Raw genomic sequence first — 17,109 nt, 5'->3', positions numbered from 1 at the left:
GGCTCCACGCTTCCGTGCCGGCCCGTCGTCCCGCGTCGGCCGGGCGGGGACACTGCCAACTGCCGGTGTCTACCCCGGTTGTACGTCCCCGGTCCGACGCCCGCCCGCCGCCGGGCTGGCTACGATCACCCCATGCCTGCGAACCCGCCCACCCTGCTCAGACGCGTGCCGCCCGGCGGCTGGGCGGCCACCGCCTGGACGGCCGGCCTCGCCTACTCCTTCGTGGTGCTGGTCCGGCTCCCCGGCGAGTCGCCGAACAACTTCTACCGGGGCCTGTGGCTGTCCGACCCCAACCAACGGACCCTCGCCGTCTGCGTGGTGCTCTCGCTGGCCGGCTGCGCGCTGCTGCGCCGCCGCCCGCTGACCGCCCTCGGGCTGCTGCTGGCGGGCGCCGTCTTCGGCGCGTTCGCGCTGCACTCCAGCGTCCTCGACATCCCGCTGGTGCTCGGCATCGACGTCGCGCTCTGGCACATCGCGGCGACCCGGCCGCGCCGCGAGACGGTGATCGCCTCGACGCTGGCCGCGCTGGTGTTGCTCGGCTACCCGATCGGACGGGTCCTGATGGGCTTCGTCATCGGCACCTCCACCGCGCTGGCCGTCCTGCTGACCGCCGCCGTCGCCGTGCTGCTCGGCCACTCGGCGGGGGAGTCCCGCCGGCACGCCGCGGAACTCGGCGAGAGTGCCGCCGCGCGCGCCGTCGCGGGCGAACGGCTGCGCATCGCCCGGGAGTTGCACGACATGGTCGCGCACAGCATCGGCATCGTCGCGCTCCAGGCCGGCGCCGCCCGCCTGGTGCTCACCACCCAGCCGGAGGCCGCCCGGGACGCGCTCGGCCGGATCGAGACCGCCGGCCGCGAGACCCTCTCCGGGCTGCGCCGCATGCTGGTCGCGCTGCGCGCCGCCGAGGACGACGCCGACGGGCAGCCCCCGCTCGCCCCCGCGCCCGGCCTCGCCGACCTGGACCGCCTCGCCCGGTCCACCACCGCCGCCGGCGTCACCGTCGACCTCCGCCGCAACGGCGAGGCCGGGCCCCTGCCGCCCGAGGTGGACCTCGCGGCCTACCGGGTCGTCCAGGAGGCCCTGGCCAACGTGGTCCGCCACGCCGGCGCGCGCTCCTGCCGGGTGACCGTCGACTGCGGGGAGGACGAAGTGTCCATCGAGGTGCTCGACGGCGGCGGCCTGCGCGCCACCCAGCCCGGCGGCGCGGGCTTCGGACTGCTCGGCATGCGCGAACGCGTCGCGCTGCTGCACGGCTCCTTCACCGCCGGCCCCCGTCCCGCCGGCGGCTTCCGGGTCGCTGCCACCCTCCCCGTCCCGGCAGGCGCCCGATGACGATCCCCCAGCAGCCCGCCGCGCCCGTCCGCCTCCTGCTCGTCGACGACCAGCCCCTCGTCCGCGCCGCCCTCTCCATGGTGGTGAAGGACGCCGCCGACCTGGAGATCGTCGGCGAGGCCGGCACCGGCGACGAAGCGGTGCTCCTGGCAGCCGAGTTGACGCCGGACGTGGTCGTGATGGACATCCGGATGCCCGGCATGGACGGCATCGAGGCCACCCGCCGGATCACCGCCTCCGGCGCCACCGCCCACGTCCTGGTGCTGACCACCTTCGACGACGACGAGTACGTGTACGGCGCGCTGCGGGCCGGCGCGTCCGGCTTCCTGGTCAAGGACATGGGCCTGGAGGAGATCCTCGCCGCCGTCCGGGTGGTCGCCAGCGGCGACGCCCTGATCGCCCCCCGCGTCACCCGCCGCCTGATCGCCGACCTCACCTCCCGCTCCGGACCCGGCAGTTCGACGCCCCCGGCGCGCACCCTGACCGGCATCACCGAACGCGAACAGGAAGTCCTGACGCTGATCGCCCGCGGCCTCTCCAACACCGAGATCGCCGAACACCTCTACCTCAGCGTCACCACCGTCAAGACGTACGTCACCCGGCTGCTCTCCAAGCTGGACGCCCGCGACCGCGTCCACCTGGTGATCCTCGCCTACGAGGCCGGGCTGGTGAGCGCCGCCTCCCGCTGACGGCAGCCGGCGATCGCCGACGGCGGGCTTCAGCACCACCTCCTGACGGGACGCCGGTGCCCGGACCAGGTCGGTCCGGGCACCGGCGTTCTGTCGGGTCAGTGCGCGGGGCGTTCGTCGATGACCTGGCGGAGCTTGCCGGTGCGGGGGTTGGTGACCAGGTCGGCGCGGGGGACCCATTCGATCCGGAGGGGGTGGATGGCGCCGATGGCGGTCTCGTCGGCGTAGGTGGGGCGGGCGTCGAGGACGGCGCGCAGGAGGGTGTCGGTGAGGGCGGGCGGGGGCGGGGCGGTGTGGCCGAGGCGGATGATCAGGCCGTCGCGGTTCTCCCAACGGCGTTGGACGAGCTGCATGCCGGTGATGTGGTGCTCGGGGTCGTGGGCGAGCAGGACGTCGCGGACCTGCTCGGTGGGCATGGAGACGATGCCGACCCGGGCGCCCTCGGTGGAGCGGCCGAGCAGGCGGAAGCGGCGGCAGTCGGCGTCGACCCATTCGGCGAGGTCGCCCGCCGGGTAGCGGAGGATCGGGACGAGGGTGCGGAACAGGTTGGTGACGACGACGCGGCCGGGGACGCCGGGTTCGGTGATCGGCTCGCCGGTGGAGTCGTCGATCAGCTCGACCACCGTCCGGTTCGGGAACGCCTCGTGCACCCGCAGGTCGTCCCCGGCGGGCACCGGCCCGGCGACCAGACCGGCGTCCACCGAGGCGTAGCCGATGGAGGACAGCGCGGCGTTGGGGAAGGCCGAACGCAGCAGCGGGCGAAGGTCGTTGAAGAGGATGTCGCCGCCGAACAGGATCAGTTCGACCTGCGGCGCGGGCCGCCCCTGCTTGAGCAGCGTCTCGGCGACGGCGGACAGCTTCATCGGCTCGCCCGCCAGCACGTCCGCGCCGAAGCCGTGGATCACGTCGGCGACGTACTCGTCGGGCGCGGTGGCGATCGGCAGCCGGACGTTGTCGATCGGCGCGTGTTGCAGGGCGTACTCGATGAACAGGAAGCCGCTGTAGAACTCGCCCGCACGGAACAGGTTGGCGACCTTCTGCCCGGGCTTGAGGCCGGCGTTGACCAGCCCGGCGCCGAACGCACTGACGGAGTCGACGTGTTCCTCGCGGGTCCACGGGGAGAACTTCGGCGAGCCGGTGGTGCCGCCGGACTTGTAGACGCAGGCGTCGGTGAGCGGGCCGGTCAACAGGTGGTTGTCGGGCCAGGAGTTGGCGGCCCAGAACGCGACCTGGTCGATGACGGGCAGCTCGGTGAGCGAGGTGACGACGTCGGGCAGGTCGCGGTACAGCTCCGCGTAGAACGGCGAGTTGGCGCGGGCGAAGTCGACGAGCGCCTGAAGTGGCCTGGCGGGCATGGTGGTTGCTCCAAAGTCACGGGGTGGGGGTGAGGCCGATCCAGTCCTGGGCGAGGCGCTGCACGGCCCGGCCGTCGCGGTCGGCGAGTTTGGCGTCGAGGTAGTCCGCCACCCACGCGTTGGTGGGGATGCGGAACGGCGGCGCGTCCTCGGCCAGCGCCCGCACCACCGCGTCGGCGACCTCGGCGGCGGGCTGCCCGGCACTCGCCCAGCCCTGCCCGAGCCGGTCGACGTACGCGGCGAAGGTGTCCGCGTACGGGCCCGAAGCGGCCTGCACGGTCTTGCGGTTGACGTCGGGGAAGTGCCCGAACCGGGTGTCGGGGACGTAGCCGGGCACCACCATCGAGACGCGCACGCCGTGCGCGGCGGCCACCGGGGCGAGCGCCTCCATGAAGCCCTCGACGGCGAACTTGGCCGCGCAGTACGCCTCGTTGAAGGGCTGGCCGACGACGCCGTGCACGCTGCCGATGGTCAGCAGCCGGCCGCCGGAGGCACGCAGCAGCGGCATCGCGGCGCGCGAAACCGCCACCGTGCCGAAGAAGTTGACCTCCAGGTTGGTGCGCAGCGCCGCCGAGGTGGACATCTCCAGCGTCGGGTCGAAGTTGGAGATCCCGGCGTTGTTGACCACCGCGTCCAGCCGGTCGATCCCGGCGAAGCAGGCGGCGACGGACTCCTCGTCGGTGACGTCGAGTCGGCGAACGTCCGTTTCGGGTGCGGCAGTTCGCAGCGCGTCGGCGCGCTCCGGCGAGCGGACGGTGGCGATCACCGCCCAGCCGGCCCGGCTCGCGGCGGCCGCGGTGGCCAGCCCGATGCCGGACGAGCAGCCGGTGACCAGCACAGTCCGACGTTCCGTCATGAGGAGGCCTCCGCGAGTTCGGTGACGCTGTCGGCGGCCTTCGGCAGGTCGGCGTCCATCCGGGCCTGGACGCCGAGGGCGGGCAGGAAGGAGCAGGCGGCGAGCAGGGTGCCGCCGACCATCGTCCAGCGGGCGGCGTCGAGGATGCCGAGCGGGCCGGTGAGCAGCGAGACGGCGAGGCCGCCGGCCAGCGCGGCGAGCGGGATGACGCCCCAGGTGGCGGTGCGGAACGCGGCGTGCATGACGCCCTGGTGCTGCGCGGACATCCGGGACTGCCGGGCGGGCGCGGAGCACACGTTGATGCAGGACATGAAGAAGCCGTAGCAGCCCATGGTGACGGCGATGACCGGCCCGGCGGGCAGCGCGGGCGCGGCCAGCACGCCCAGGCCGACCAGGCAGTGCAGCAGCAGCGACCAGGCCATCGTCCGGCCGATGCCGAGCCGTCCACTGATCTTCGGGGCGACCAGTGCGCCGAGCAGCGCGCCGACCGCGCCCGCGGACATCGCGGCGCCGAACACGCCGACGGTGATGCCGAGGCCCCGGTAGGCGAAGACCGGCAGCACGGTGACGAACACCGGCCCGCCCGAGTTGAGGACGACGGCGGCCAGCACCACTCGGCGCAGCACCGGGTCCTGCCAGTTCAGCCGGAAGCCCAGGGTGAGGCGCTGCCACACCGAGCCCTGTGCGACGGTGCGTTCGCCCCACGGCCGCATCCAGCGGAAGCAGGCCGCGGAGAGCAGGTAGCTGGCCGCGTCGACGAGCAGCGAGGCCGCGCCGAGCGCGCTGTACAGGGCGGCCGCGATGGACGGGCCGGCGACCTCGGCGACCGAGCCGCTGCCCTCCAGCCGCGAGTAGGCGCGCACCAGGTGCTCCTTCTCGACCACGGCCGGGACCGCCACCAGGTAGCCGACGTTGAAGAAGATGGTCGCGCCGGAGACCGCCGCCACGCAGCAGAACAGCAGCGGCGTGGAGAGGAAGTCCAGCCAGTAGGCGACCGGGATGACGGCGACGGCCACCAGTCGCACCAGGTCGCAGACCAGTAGGGTGAGGCGCTTGTCCCAGCGGTCCACCAGCACGCCCGCGATCGGGCCGAGCAGCGGAATTCCCAGGTACTGGGCCATCGCGACGATGCCGACCTGGAACGCGGAGGCGTGCAGCACGAAGATCATCAGGGTGGGGACGACGAACACCGTCACCCGGTCGCCGACGTTGGAGACCGACTTGCCGACCCAGAACAGGTTGAAGCCCCGGCCGAGCCGCTCGGGTGCGCGCAGTTTCACGACGCCTCCCGGACGACGAAGCCGGCGGTCTTCCCGGTGCGCTCGTTGCCGATCAGCGCATCGACCACGCGGATCTCGACGTGCTCCGGGTCGTGCACGAAGGCGGTGCTCAACGTGAAGGTGGCGGACAGCAGTTCACGTCGCAGCGCGTTCGGGTCCGACAGCGTGCCGAGCACCAGGACGTCGACCCGTTGGGCGCGGCCGCCCTGCTCGGTGATCACCACCTGGGCGCGGACGACGCCCGGCTCGCGTTCCACCCGGGCCAGCAGCTCGTCGACGTGCAGGCCGAGGCCGCGCACCTGCACCACGTTGTCGCGGCGGCCCAGCACCCGCATCGCCGGGCCCGGACGCCCGCACGGGCAGGCGGTCAACTCGCCCGCGTCGCCGGTGCGGTAGCGCAGCACCGGGTTGAGCATCGCCGGGTCGAGCGAGGTGAAGTCCAGCAGCCCGCCGTCGCCGACGTGCACCAGCTGGTGCGGGAAGGTGTGGAAGGTGTCGGCCGGGCAGTCCGGGGTGTTGGAGCCCACCACCCAGGTCTCGGTGGAGCCGAACATGCCGTGCCGCCGCGCGTGCGGTGCGACCACCGCCAGGTCCTCCTCCAACTGCGGCTGCCAGGCCTCGCCCAGCCACAGCACCTTGCGCAGCGAAGGGAGTCGAATGCCGGCGGCGCGGGCGTGCGCGAACCAAAGCCGCAGCACGCTCGGGGTGCCGCCGATCGCGGTGACCTTCCGGTCGGCGAGGAAGCCCAGCCACTCCGGGTACTCCTCGCGGGTCACCGACCCCAGCGCGATCACCCGGCAGCCCGACAGGTCCGCCAGGCCCGCCGCGAGGAAGTGCGCGCCCCACATCCGGCCCGCACCCCAGGCGTTGACGAAGACGTCGTCGCGGTCCAGCGGCTGCCAGTGCTCGTACACCTTCGCCATGTAGAACCCGGTCGGCGCGTACCCGACCTTCGGCGCGCCCGTCGAACCGCCGCTCTGGAACAGCCAGGTCGCGCCCTGCTCGGCGGCCGGCTCCAGGTGGGCCAGCGCCGTGTTCAGGTCGTCCTTGGCCAGCGGCGGCAGCGCCGCCAGCTCGGCGAGCGTCGTGGGCGCCTTCGCGTCCGCGTACCGGTCGCCGAACTCGGGGACGGTGCGCAGCAGTTCGAGGGTGCGGCGGGCGACGTCCAGGCCGTCGGCGGCCTGCTCGTCGGTCAGCGAGAAGCTCGTCACCGGTCGCCTCCGCCGGTGAGGAACGCCGCGTGGGCGTCCCGGTAGGCCGCGAACCGGGCCCGGGTGACGTCCCGTTGGACCGAGCGGTCCGGGTCGTCGAAGTCCGGGGCGATCACCCCGTCCGGCTCCAGCTCGGAGAACCAGAACCGCTCCCCGTCGTGCAGGAAGTCCACGCAGAAGAACGGAATCGGCAGCTTCTTCGCGAAGTACGCGGTGGCGTCGGCCAGTTCGGCCGGGAGCTCGCAGAACTCCATCGAACCGCCGCGGCTCGCGTTCGCCACCGGCGACCCCTCCTCCGGGGTGCGCCGCAGCACCGCGTACGGCTTCCCGTCGATCACGTACACCCGGTAGTCGACCGTGCCGTCGCCCAGGTACGGCTGCGCCACCAGCGTGGTGTCACCGCCCTGCGCCAGGCTCGCCAGGCCGCGCACGTCCTCCGGCGAACGCGCCAGGCAGATCCCGCCGCCGCCGCACCAGCCGGACGGCTTCACGATCGCCGGGAACGTCAAGGCGTCGAGCGCCACCTCGTACTGGTGCTTGGAGACGTCCCGGCCGGAGCCGATCCGCACCGACGGGATCGGCGGCACCGGCGAGTCCGCCAGGAACAGCATCGACGCCAGCTTGTCGTTGCCCAGCAGCGACACCTGCGCCGGGAACGGCAGGTAGAACCCCGCCTGCTCCAGCACCGTGCACAGCGCCAACTGGTTGAACACGTCCATCGACTGGTACGGCAGCGAGTACAGCGCCGTGATGAACAGGGTGTCCTCGGGCGTGACCAGCAGGTCGTCCACGTACACCCGCGGCCGGCCCGGATCGGTGCCGTCCACCGTCACCGCCTCCGGGGCGTGCCGGGACCACTCCATGCCCATCCCGGCGGCGACCTCCGCGAACATGTCCCAGAAATAGTGCTTCCACATCGCCCCCGACCGGGTCGACTCCCGGTCCGGGAAGATCCAGACCATCCGGCGCAACGGCGCCAGCGCCTCGCTCACTTGCCCTCCTCGGGGCCCAAAAGATCGAACTGCTGCGGAAGTCGTGCGCCGTCGCCGCGCGACAGCTGCTCCGCCCACCAGGCGCGGCCCGCCGCCGGCAGCGTGTCCACCGGATCCACGTACGGGAAGCGGCGGCTCAACTGCTGCTCCTCGGAGCCCACTTCGGGGGCGTCCAGCTCAAGGGCGGTGCGGTAGTTCTTCGTCCAGTACGAGATGCCGCGCTCCCGGTCGTAGTCGACCGCCTGGTGCACCCAGCGCTTGCCGACGTGCGGCACGTCCGCGACCATCCGCGGCGTCGCGTAGCCCGGCAGGTAGCCGAGGATCGCCTCCTGGAGGCGCTGCGCCTCGGACAGCGGCAGCCGCCAGTGCTCGGCGTTCGGGATCACGTCGCACAGGTAGAAGTAGTACGGCAGGATGTTCGCCTCGCCCTGGAGGGCGAAGCACAGGTCGAGCAGCGCCGCCGGGGTGGCGTTCACCCCGCGCAGCAGCACGCCCTGGTTGCGGACGTCCCGCACGCCCGCGTCCAGCAGCCCGCGGGCCGCCTCGGCGACCAGCGGGGTCACCGACGCCGCGTGGTTGGCGTGGGTGTGCACCGCCAGGTTGACCGACCGGCGGGCGGCCAGCCGGGCCACCCGCCCGACGCCCGCCAGCACCTTCGGCTGGAGCCAGTGCTGCGGCAGACCGACCACGGACTTGCTGGCCAGCCGGATGTCGCGGACCGAGCCGAGCTCCAACAGCCGCATCAGGAACGACTCCAGACGCGGCCACGGCACGTTCGCCAGGTCGCCGCCCGACACCACCACGTCCCGCACCGACGGGGTGCGCTTCAGGTAGTCGAGCATCTGCTCCTCGCGGTCCGCCGGCCGCAGCACCAGCCGCGCCTTGACCACCTGCGGGGTGGAGCGGCCGACCAGGTCCATCCGGGTGCAGTGCCCGCAGTACTGCGGGCAGGTCGACAGCAGCTCGGCCAGCACCTTGGTCGGGTAGCGGTGGGTCAGGCCCTCCACCGCCCACATCTCGCTCTCGTGCAGCGAGTCCCGGGCCGCCAGCGGGTGGCTGGGCCACTCCGGGTGCCGGTCCGAGCGCACCGGCAGCATGTACCGGCGCACCGGGTCGGCGAGGAACGCCTCGGTGAACGCCTCCGGGTACAGCGGGGCGTCGGACGCCATGGTGTTCAGCATGTGCGGCGGCAGCAGGATCGCCATCGTCGCGAACTGCGCCTGGTCGGCGGCCAGTTCACGGTAGAACCGATCGGTCAGCAGCGGACCGAAGAGCTCCCGCAGCTGCCGCTCGTTCTGCACGCAGTGCGCCCGCTGCCACTGCGCGTCCCGCCACTGCTCGGCCGACACCTCCCGCCAGCCCGGCAGCCGCCGCCAGTCCGGCTCGACCAGCTCCCGCCGCACGTACTGGTACGGCTGATGCGCCTGGCGGTTCATCTGGAACGCGCCGGAAGCAGCAGGCCCGCGTGCCGGGTGCGCAGCTCGCGCTTGAGCACCTTGCCGGTCGGGCCGAGCGGGAACCCGCCCTCGCCCTCGGCCACTTCGAGGGCGGCGAGCTCCGCCAGGCCGGCCTTCGCCAGCTCCGCGTTGGCCGCCTCCAGCAGCCCGTCGGCGGATGCCCCGTCCTGCAGGCGCACCACCGCGATCGGCCGCTGCCCGCCGTCCGGGTGCGGCACGCCCACCACCGAGCAGTCCTGCACCCGGTCGGCGCAGTCGGCGAGCAGCACCTCCTCCAACGGCAGGCTGTACACCGGCCCGTCGAGGGTGTCGATCACGTCCACCGTCCGGTCCAGGTGGTAGAACCGCCCCTCGGCGTCCCGGTACGCCACATCGCCGGTCAGCCAGTACCCGCCCTGCCGGAACGACTGCGTCAGCCGGTCGTTGTTCCAGTACCCCGGCGTGATCGACGGCGCGTCCACCGCCAGCAGCCCGACCGTGCCGTCCGGCAGCTCCACGCCGTCCTCGTCCAGCACCGTCGCCCGCGCCACCACCTCCGACGGCCTGCCGACACAGCGGTCGTTGCGCTCCGTCTCCGGCGAGATGACCTGCCCGAACAGCGCCATGCCCATCTCGGACGAGCCCAGGCCGTCGACGAACTGCGAACCCGGCAGCGCCGCCTGCCCGGCCCGCTCCTGCGGCAGCAGCCACGGCCGGATCAACCCCGCCGGGCGCTCACCGAGCCGAACGAGCCGGCGGATGTGCCCGTAGTGCGCGCTGTCGCCCGTGTTGAACCAGGAGTGCACCTTCGCCGCACCCGCCGTCGGGAGCTCGCCGGTCGCCAACTCCACGAAGGTGCGCGGGAACGAGGCCACCATGGTCGGCAGGAACGCCTCCATCACCGGCTCCACCGTCACCCGCCGCCAGTCCGACATCACCACCGTCGGCAGGCCCAGCAGCGTCGCCGTCAGGAAGTAGCTCAGGCCCCCCGCGTGGGTGTGCGGCATCAGCGACATCAGCCGGTCGGTCGGCTCCGCCGGAAAACGCACCATCCGCGGCTGCTTGCCCTCCCAGAACTGCCGGTGCGCCAGCGTCGTCGACTTCGGCGTGCCCGTCGTCCCCGAGGAGTGGATCAGCGCCACCACGTCCTCGGCCGCATGCTGGTACGGGTACCCGTCGGGCAGCGGCGCCGACGCCGCGTCGAACGCCTGCACCTCGGCCGTCAACGACAGGAAACGCGGCCGCAGTTGGGGCTCCTTCCGGTACGCCGAAGCCAGCCGGGTGGTGTCGTCCGCGACCACGCCGACCACGCCCACGTGGCTCAGGTAGCGCACCATCACGTCGTGCCGCATCGCGTCGTTCACCAGCGCCGGAATCGCGCCCAGCGCGGTCAGCGCGAAGAAGTGCAGCAGCGGCTCCAGGCCCTCGGCGATCACCACGCCCACCGGCTCGCCCGGCCGCACCCCGTTCGCGTGGTACCAGGCCGCGTACCGGTCGCGCAGCGCCACCAGGTCCAGCAGGCTGTGCCCGCGCAGCGCCACCTGCCCGCGGTGGTCCAGCCGGTGGCTGAACGCGAACGGCACCGCACGGTGCGGATTCGCCTCGACCGCCCGGTCGAGGAAGTTGCCCGCACCCAGCGTCGGGTCGGACATGAAGCGCTCCCTGACGGCGAGCGGCGCGATGGGGGTCTGATCGCTCATGGCGGTCTCCGGTCTCTTCGGACGTCCGAAGCAGGACTCGACGCCCGGGCACGCCCTCGTGAAGCGCGCACCGGGCCGGGGGAAAAGGTCCAACGGGATGAACTGACGGAGCGTCAGATCTGCTTACTCGCCGAGGAGTTCGGTGACGACGCGGCGGGCGGAGCGGATCGCGCCCTCCAGCAGGCCGAAGAACTCGGTGCTGGTCTCGGTGCCCGCGAAGTGCACCCGGCCGTGCGGCGCGGTCAGCGTCGGCCCGAGCACCGACCAGTCGCCGGGCCCGAACAGGGCCGCGTAACAGCCCCTGCTCCACGGCTCGTTGACCCAGTCGGTGACATGGAAGCCGATCGGCTCCGGCAGCATCGGGAACAGCCGGGACGCCTGCGCGACCGCCGCCGCACGCTGCTCCTCGGGCGGCAGAGCGGCGAACCGGTGCGCCTCCGCGCCCGTCACGAACCCGGTCAGCACGCCCGGCGAACCCTCCGGCGGAGTGTCGTCCACCGTGGACAGCAGCGGACCGGCCGCGTTCACCGACCAGCCGGACAGGCCGTGCGCCCGCCACACCGGCTCCGGGAACACCAGGTTCAGCTTCACCGCGCAGCCGCGCTCCGTCCGCGACGCCGCCCGCGGGGCCGGCAGCGCCGGACGGAACTCGATGGCGTCCGCGAGCAGCGGCGGCACCGCCACCACCACCGCCTCCGCCCGGTAACTCCCCTCGGGCGTCCGGACGACGGCCTCCTGCCCGGTCTGCTCGACGGACAGCGCCGGCTCGTCGGTGTGCAGCACACCGCCGAGGTCCAACAGCTGCCGGGTCAGCCGCTCGCACAGGCGGTGCGCGCCGCCCGCCACCCGGTCCTGCTGCGCGCCGCCCTCGAAGGCGTTGAGATAGCGCAGCCCGCCGCCCGAGCGGAGGTAGAACGCCATGTGCAGCACCGAGATCTTTGTCGGATCGGCCGCCATCATCTCGCCCAGGAACAGCGGGAAGAACAACGTGGCGTCCGGGTGCGACAGTTGCTGCTCCGCCCAGTCGGCCACCGTCAGCGCGTCCAGGCGCTCGGCGTCCGGCGAGAGCCACGGCGCGTCCGGGCGGACGGCGGCCGTCAGCTCCTCCAACTGCTCGAACAGGTCGCCCAGGGCGACCGCGCTCAGCGGCGGGAAACGGCCGTCGCGGGTGTCGGCGTTCCCGGCGGCGCGGTCGTCCGTTCCGGCCGGGGTGAGGGCGAAGCGGCTGGCGCCCTGCATGGCGGTCGGGGCGGTCTTCAAGTCGCAGGCGGCGAGCAGGGCGTGGAGCTCGGTGTGCCGGTCGCCCAGGTAGGCCGCGCCCGCGTCGATCCACCGGCCGGGCGCCACCTCGATCCCCCGGGTCCGGCCGCCGACCCGGTCGCGGGCCTCCAGCACCGTCACCCGCACGCCCTGGCGGGCCAGTTCGACGGCCGCCGTCAGGCCGGCCAGGCCCGCGCCGACGACGATCACCGAACTCGGCGCCCGGCGGGCGGTGTCGGCTCCGGCTGCGGCGCTCACCGGGCGGCCGCGGCGGTGTGCGTGGCGGTGTGCGTGGCGGTGTGCGCGGCGATGCGGGCGGCCAGGCCGGCCGGGGTGGGGTCGGTGAGGAAGTCCTCGAAGGTCAGCTCCACGCCGTGGTCCCGGGCGACGGCGCTCAGCACCCGGGTGGCGATCAGCGAATCGCCGCCCAGCAGGAAGAAGTTGCCGTCGGCCGGGACGTCGTCCAGTTCCAGGATCCGGCAGAACACCGCCGCCAGCGCAGCCACGGTGGCGGGCGCGGCGGGTGTGGTGGTGACAGGCATGTCGAGGCTCATCGGGGGGTCTCCTTCGACCGGTGCGGGGTACGCGTGGTCCGGCGGGGTGCCAGCGGGGTCAGCGGTGCTCGGTGTGCGGTGCTGCGTGACGTGGTGCGGTGCGTGGTGCGGTGCTGCGTGACGTGCTGTGGTGCGGTGCTGCGGCGGACGGTCGCGCGGTGGCGCGGCAGGTGGCGGTGTCGGTTGCGTGAACTGACGGACCGTCAGATGTGCGGGCGGTGCTCCGCCCGTGCGGGTGCACGACGGTGTGATGACGGGGTGGTGATGGCGAGGTGGTGGTGACGGGCTGGTGGTGGCGGAGGGGGCCGCCGGGGATCAGCGCGGGGCGGTGCTGTGCAGGCGGTGCGAGGCGGCGCGGTCGACCTTGCCGCTGGCGGTGCGGACCAGGTCCGGCACCACGGTGATCCGGCTCGGGACGAGATGCCCGGGCAGCCGTTCGTGCAGGTAGCGCAGGAGGTCTCCGGCGAGCGCGGGATCGGCTCCGCCGCTGCGCGGGACGACGTAGGCGACCAGCGCGGCCCGTCCGGCCAGCGTGGTGGCGGTGACGGCGGCCGCGCCCACGCCGGGGTGGGCGCCGATTCCGGCCTCCACCTCGGCCGGGTCGACCCGGATGCCGCGGATCTTCACCTCGTGGTCCAGTCGCCCCAGCGGGGTCAGCACCCCGTCCGCGCTCCGGGCCGCCCGGTCGCCGGTGCGGAACCGGCGCTGCCCGTCGTCGCTCGTCACGAACCGTTCGGCGGTGACCTCGGGCAGCCCCGGGTAGCCGGTCGCGAGGGCCGGCCCGCCGATCAGCAACTCGCCGTTGTCGTCGAGCAGTTCGTCGACATGGGGGAGGGCCCGTCCGATCGGCGCGCGCTCGGTGGGATCCCAGTGGCGGCCCGGCTTCGGGGTCCTGGGGCCGAGCAGGTCCACGGCGTGGGTGATCAGCGTGGTCTCGGTGCAGCCGTAGGTGTTGAGCAGGCGGATGCGTGCGCTGCCCGGCAACCGGCTCCAGTCCGCGAGCCGGGCCGGGTTCGCGGCCTCGCCGCCGATCACCACCAGCCTTACGCAGTCCGGCAGTTCGGCCGACGCGCCGTCCTCGGTGAGGTGCAGGACGAGCTCGTGCCAGAACGCGGTGGGCAGGTCGAGGACGGTGATGCCGCGCCGCTCGACCATCCGCAGCAGCCGGGGGAAGGACGCCGAGTACGCCTCCGGGTCGAAGACCAGCCGGCCGCCGGCTGTCAGGGTCGGCAGGATCTCCTCGAAACAGGTGTCCCAGTTCAGCGAGGCGAACTGCAACACCCGGTCCTCCGGCCGGAGTTCGAACAGCTCACGCAGGGACGCGACCACCGCCGAGATCGCCCGGTGCGGGGTCAGCACCGGCTTCGGCAGACCGGTGGAGCCCGAGGTGAACAGCGTGTAGGCGGGGTCGTCGGGTGCGGTCGGTGCGGCGGGTGCGACGGCGGAGGCCCGGTCGGGCGCGGTCGCCCCTTCGTCCAACTCCAGGTAGGGCAAAGAGAGTTGCTCGGCCTGGGGGAGGGCCCCACGGCCGACCAGCAGTCGGCAGTCGGCGGCCTCGACCATGCGTCGCTGCCGCTCCACCGGGAAGCCCGGGTCGAGCGGAACGTAGACGCCGCCGGCCATCAGGATGCCCAGCAGCGCCACCACGGTGTCCGGGTGGTGCGTGGCCGGTACGGCGACCGGCCCCGGCCGGTCGCCCAGTCGGGCGGCCAACCGCCGTGCGGATAACGCGAGTTGATGGTAGCTGAGAGTGCTCTCGGGCGACTGGATCGCGGCTCGCTCGGGCCACCGGAGAACGGTTTCCTCGAACGCGCCCAACAGGACCGAACCCGGTCTGTTGTCGCCACCGTTCTTTGACATGCCCGCTCCAAGATAAATGCCCAGAGGTGCTCGCCCGTGCTTCGGCGAACCGGGACTCTACCCCCCACCATGCGGGCCCACAATGGTTGTTGAGTCGATTTCCCAGGCGGCCTGTGATCGAAGTGTGAACCCCCGCGCCCGGATCTTGATCACGTTCCGTGATCAAGGTCTCTAGCTGGAGTCGGCCGCCCTCCCGCCCCCCGTCGGGCGCCCTCGCATGCTGGTCCAGTCCACTGTCGGAGAGCCCGTGGACGGCCGGGCGGAGGCATGGAGGGGTGTCCATTAATGCGTCCGAATCGGCAGTCCCCGTTACCGAATCGGCCCTCTTTGCCTCCGAACGAACCCCACCCCTCCGAGGGCCGTCCGGATCGGGCCCGGAATGGAAAGCGATTACCCTTCGCCGCCCCGGGGGCCGCCAATTCACGCGCCGCTCGGCGGCGTCCTCCCGCCCGCGCCGGCCGCCCGGCGACAACGGAGCGTGATCGTACGAAGGTTCGGGCGGGCGGAAATGGTCGGCACTGCCGGGAGCCGGGCGGAGGCCCACGGCGTATCCGCCGCCGCGGTGCGGGAATTGGCACCCGCGCGTAGGGTCGCTGACAGTCCGGGGTCGCCAGCATCCGCCGCTGTGACAGAAGACCTCGACGATCCCCTCTCCGGCCTCGACGACGCGCCCTGGGCCCGACTCGGCCACTCCTACGGCACCGCCGACGACGTCCCCGGGTACCTCCGCGCGATGGGGGCGGGAGACTCCGAAGGCCGGTACCCGCCCAGTGCGCTGCTCGCGGAAAGGCCCTGGGGCACCCGATCCCAGTCCGCCGTGCAGACCGTCCCGTTCCTCGTCCGGATGGCGCTCGATCCGGGAGCGGCCCACAGGCGCCGGTTCGTCGCCCTGCCGGCGGCCATCGCGATCGGGCTGGACCACAACCCTCTGCCGAACGGCTACGACCCGGGGGAGGACCGCGAGCACCTGGAAACCGTACGAGGCCAAGCGGGCGAGTGGGACCAGTGGATCGCCGAGGCCGCGCGGAGATCTGCGGGCAACTGCTCATCGACGCCGAGGCGGCCGTGTTTTGCTACGACGCCGTTCGGGAGGCGCTTCGCGCGCCGGCCGCCCTGCGGACCTCGAACAGTCCTGGGCTGCGCGCCGGGACGGCGAACCTGCTCGGGTGGTTTCCCGAGTGCGCGGCGACGTCGATCCCGCTGCTGATGGCGTTCGTCGTCGACGAAGCACTGCCCGGCGTCGCGGCGACGGGTGTGGTCGCCCTCGGGTTACTGGGCGACTCGGCGGCCGTCCCCTTCGCCGAGAGCTGCCTGGACAGCCGGTCGCCGAGCTGCGCCGGGCCTCCGCGTTCGCGCCGACCCGGCCCGTCGTGAACGTGGTGATCCAGGCCGGCGCCCGGCCACCGGCGAAGGCCGCGACGATGTCCTTCCTGAGCGCTTCCCACCGCAGGCTCGCCGTCATGCCCCCGGCCGAGACGCCCGAGGCCACGACGCTCCGGGCGGTCGACGCCGTGCTCGTCGCACCGGTCGACCGCACGGAAGCCGAGAGGTCACGACCTGGCGCGCGACCTGTTCACGCTGCACTTCCCGGGCGAGCCCGCCGAACCCCGCAGTCCTTGGGGGACTTGAGTGAGGTGCAGCGGCATCTTGTGCGGTTCGCGGTCGACCGGGATGACGCTGCCCGCCTTGCCGGCGCACGCGATGCGCTGCGTCGGTGGCAGCTGCCGACCGGGCCCACCGGCCTGCGTACCTATGTAGGGAGCGTGTGACCCTGCTCGTCCGGGTCGACGCCGTCCCGCACTTTCACGCGTAAATGAAGCGTAAAGATTGCCGGATCCTGGCAATGTGGGAGCAGTGCCCCGGCTGCCATGATCGACCTGCGTTCGACTGCGGGCGCGATCGGGGTGAGGCAAGGGGGCGCGGCGGATGGACGGGTTCTTCGAAGCCGCGCTGGGCTTCCCCACGGCCCTGTTCAGCTTCGCGCTGGTGGTGGTCGTCGGGTACTGGATGCTGGTGCTGCTGGGCGGTCTGGGGTTCGACGGCCTGCACGGGGGACACCACCACGTCGACGCCGTGGACGGGGGGCACGGCGCCGACGTCGACGCCAACGGGGGCGTCCTCGCGGGTCTCCGACCGGGCGGGGTGCCGGTGACGGTGGCGGTCTCGCTGCTGATCGCCATTGCCTGGTTCGTGAGCCTTGCGGGGTCGGCGCTGACCACCGGCCTGCCGGCCCGCGCCGCCGTCCTGGCCGCCGCGGTGGTCTCGGCCTGGGTGGGGACGAAGGCGCTGCTGCGCCCGCTGGCGAAGCTGCTGCCGCAGGAGCGCGCCGCCCGCCGCCACGACTTCGTGGGCCGGGTCTGCGTGGTGCGCACCGGCCGGGTGACCGGCGACTTCGGTCAGGCCGAGGTCGCCGCCGAGGACGGGTCGACCGCCGTCGTGCAGGTCCGCTCCCTCACCGACGAGGCGGGGTTGGCCGCCGGCCGCACCGCCCTGATCTTCGACTACGACCCCGTGGGCGAGCACTTCCTGGTCGCCCCGTTCGATCCCGGGACGCTCGGCAGCTGACCGCGCCGCCCGCCCAGCT

General features: G+C 73.1%; 15 protein-coding genes. 5 read left to right on the top strand and 10 right to left on the bottom strand.

The genetic code is table 11. The annotated features are described in order from the left end of the window. Positions 1–132 precede the first annotated feature (132 nt). The gene (locus ACFV4P_RS09430; RefSeq protein WP_380469062.1) at positions 133–1,332 is read left to right on the top strand and encodes a sensor histidine kinase; all 1,200 of its coding nucleotides are present in this window, start codon (positions 133–135) and stop codon (positions 1,330–1,332) included. After that, positions 1,329–2,021 (top strand): response regulator, encoded by a 693-nt coding sequence (locus ACFV4P_RS09425; protein ID WP_380469060.1) that lies wholly within the window; start codon positions 1,329–1,331, stop codon positions 2,019–2,021. The genes ACFV4P_RS09430 and ACFV4P_RS09425 overlap by 4 nt, the downstream gene beginning before the upstream one ends. A gap of 98 nt (positions 2,022–2,119) precedes the next feature. Here the strand turns inward: ACFV4P_RS09425 and ACFV4P_RS09420 are convergent, their stop codons facing one another. The 10 genes from ACFV4P_RS09420 to ACFV4P_RS09375 form a co-directional block, all read right to left on the bottom strand. Next, the gene (locus ACFV4P_RS09420; RefSeq protein ID WP_380469058.1) at positions 2,120–3,376 is read right to left on the bottom strand and encodes a phenylacetate--CoA ligase family protein; all 1,257 of its coding nucleotides are present in this window, start codon (positions 3,374–3,376) and stop codon (positions 2,120–2,122) included. 16 nt (positions 3,377–3,392) lie between these two features. Then, the gene (locus tag ACFV4P_RS09415; RefSeq protein ID WP_380469056.1) at positions 3,393–4,232 is read right to left on the bottom strand and encodes an SDR family NAD(P)-dependent oxidoreductase; all 840 of its coding nucleotides are present in this window, start codon (positions 4,230–4,232) and stop codon (positions 3,393–3,395) included. Next, positions 4,229–5,512, bottom strand: a complete 1,284-nt coding sequence (locus ACFV4P_RS09410; RefSeq protein WP_380469054.1) for an MFS transporter — start codon at positions 5,510–5,512, stop codon at positions 4,229–4,231. The genes ACFV4P_RS09415 and ACFV4P_RS09410 overlap by 4 nt, the downstream gene beginning before the upstream one ends. Next, complete coding sequence (locus tag ACFV4P_RS09405; protein ID WP_380469052.1) at positions 5,509–6,723, bottom strand: AMP-binding protein; 1,215 nt, start codon at positions 6,721–6,723, stop codon at positions 5,509–5,511. The genes ACFV4P_RS09410 and ACFV4P_RS09405 overlap by 4 nt, the downstream gene beginning before the upstream one ends. After that, positions 6,720–7,715 (bottom strand): RimK family alpha-L-glutamate ligase, encoded by a 996-nt coding sequence (locus tag ACFV4P_RS09400; protein WP_380469050.1) that lies wholly within the window; start codon positions 7,713–7,715, stop codon positions 6,720–6,722. The genes ACFV4P_RS09405 and ACFV4P_RS09400 overlap by 4 nt, the downstream gene beginning before the upstream one ends. Then, complete coding sequence (locus ACFV4P_RS09395; protein ID WP_380469048.1) at positions 7,712–9,151, bottom strand: KamA family radical SAM protein; 1,440 nt, start codon at positions 9,149–9,151, stop codon at positions 7,712–7,714. Before ACFV4P_RS09395 ends, ACFV4P_RS09400 begins: the two co-directional genes overlap by 4 nt. Continuing rightward, complete coding sequence (locus ACFV4P_RS09390; protein WP_380469046.1) at positions 9,148–10,851, bottom strand: class I adenylate-forming enzyme family protein; 1,704 nt, start codon at positions 10,849–10,851, stop codon at positions 9,148–9,150. The genes ACFV4P_RS09395 and ACFV4P_RS09390 overlap by 4 nt, the downstream gene beginning before the upstream one ends. Before the next feature lie 123 nt (positions 10,852–10,974). After that, positions 10,975–12,369, bottom strand: coding sequence for a flavin monoamine oxidase family protein (locus ACFV4P_RS09385; RefSeq protein WP_380469043.1), 1,395 nt, complete (start codon positions 12,367–12,369; stop codon positions 10,975–10,977). Continuing rightward, positions 12,366–12,665 carry a phosphopantetheine-binding protein gene (locus ACFV4P_RS09380; RefSeq protein ID WP_380469041.1) on the bottom strand — a complete coding sequence of 100 codons (300 nt, stop codon included), beginning with the start codon at positions 12,663–12,665 and terminating at the stop codon, positions 12,366–12,368. Before ACFV4P_RS09380 ends, ACFV4P_RS09385 begins: the two co-directional genes overlap by 4 nt. Positions 12,666–12,980: 315 nt before the next feature. Next, positions 12,981–14,525 carry an AMP-binding protein gene (locus ACFV4P_RS09375; protein ID WP_380469039.1) on the bottom strand — a complete coding sequence of 515 codons (1,545 nt, stop codon included), beginning with the start codon at positions 14,523–14,525 and terminating at the stop codon, positions 12,981–12,983. A gap of 1,005 nt (positions 14,526–15,530) precedes the next feature. Here ACFV4P_RS09375 and ACFV4P_RS09370 point away from each other — a divergent pair. The 3 genes from ACFV4P_RS09370 (at position 15,531) to ACFV4P_RS09360 (ending at position 17,090) form a co-directional block, all read left to right on the top strand. Beyond that, a complete protein-coding gene (locus ACFV4P_RS09370) occupies positions 15,531–15,899 on the top strand; it encodes a HEAT repeat domain-containing protein (RefSeq protein ID WP_380469036.1) in 369 nt (122 codons plus the stop codon). Beyond that, the gene (locus ACFV4P_RS09365; RefSeq protein WP_380469034.1) at positions 15,896–16,294 is read left to right on the top strand and encodes a hypothetical protein; all 399 of its coding nucleotides are present in this window, start codon (positions 15,896–15,898) and stop codon (positions 16,292–16,294) included. Before ACFV4P_RS09370 ends, ACFV4P_RS09365 begins: the two co-directional genes overlap by 4 nt. A 157-nt stretch (positions 16,295–16,451) precedes the next feature. Then, positions 16,452–17,090 carry a hypothetical protein gene (locus ACFV4P_RS09360; protein ID WP_380469032.1) on the top strand — a complete coding sequence of 213 codons (639 nt, stop codon included), beginning with the start codon at positions 16,452–16,454 and terminating at the stop codon, positions 17,088–17,090. Positions 17,091–17,109: the final 19 nt, after the last annotated feature.

Origin of the sequence: Kitasatospora sp. NPDC059795, from assembly GCF_042732175.1 — a bacterium.
Lineage (GTDB): Bacteria > Actinomycetota > Actinomycetes > Streptomycetales > Streptomycetaceae > Kitasatospora.
This window is presented reverse-complemented; position numbering and strand designations above follow the sequence as displayed.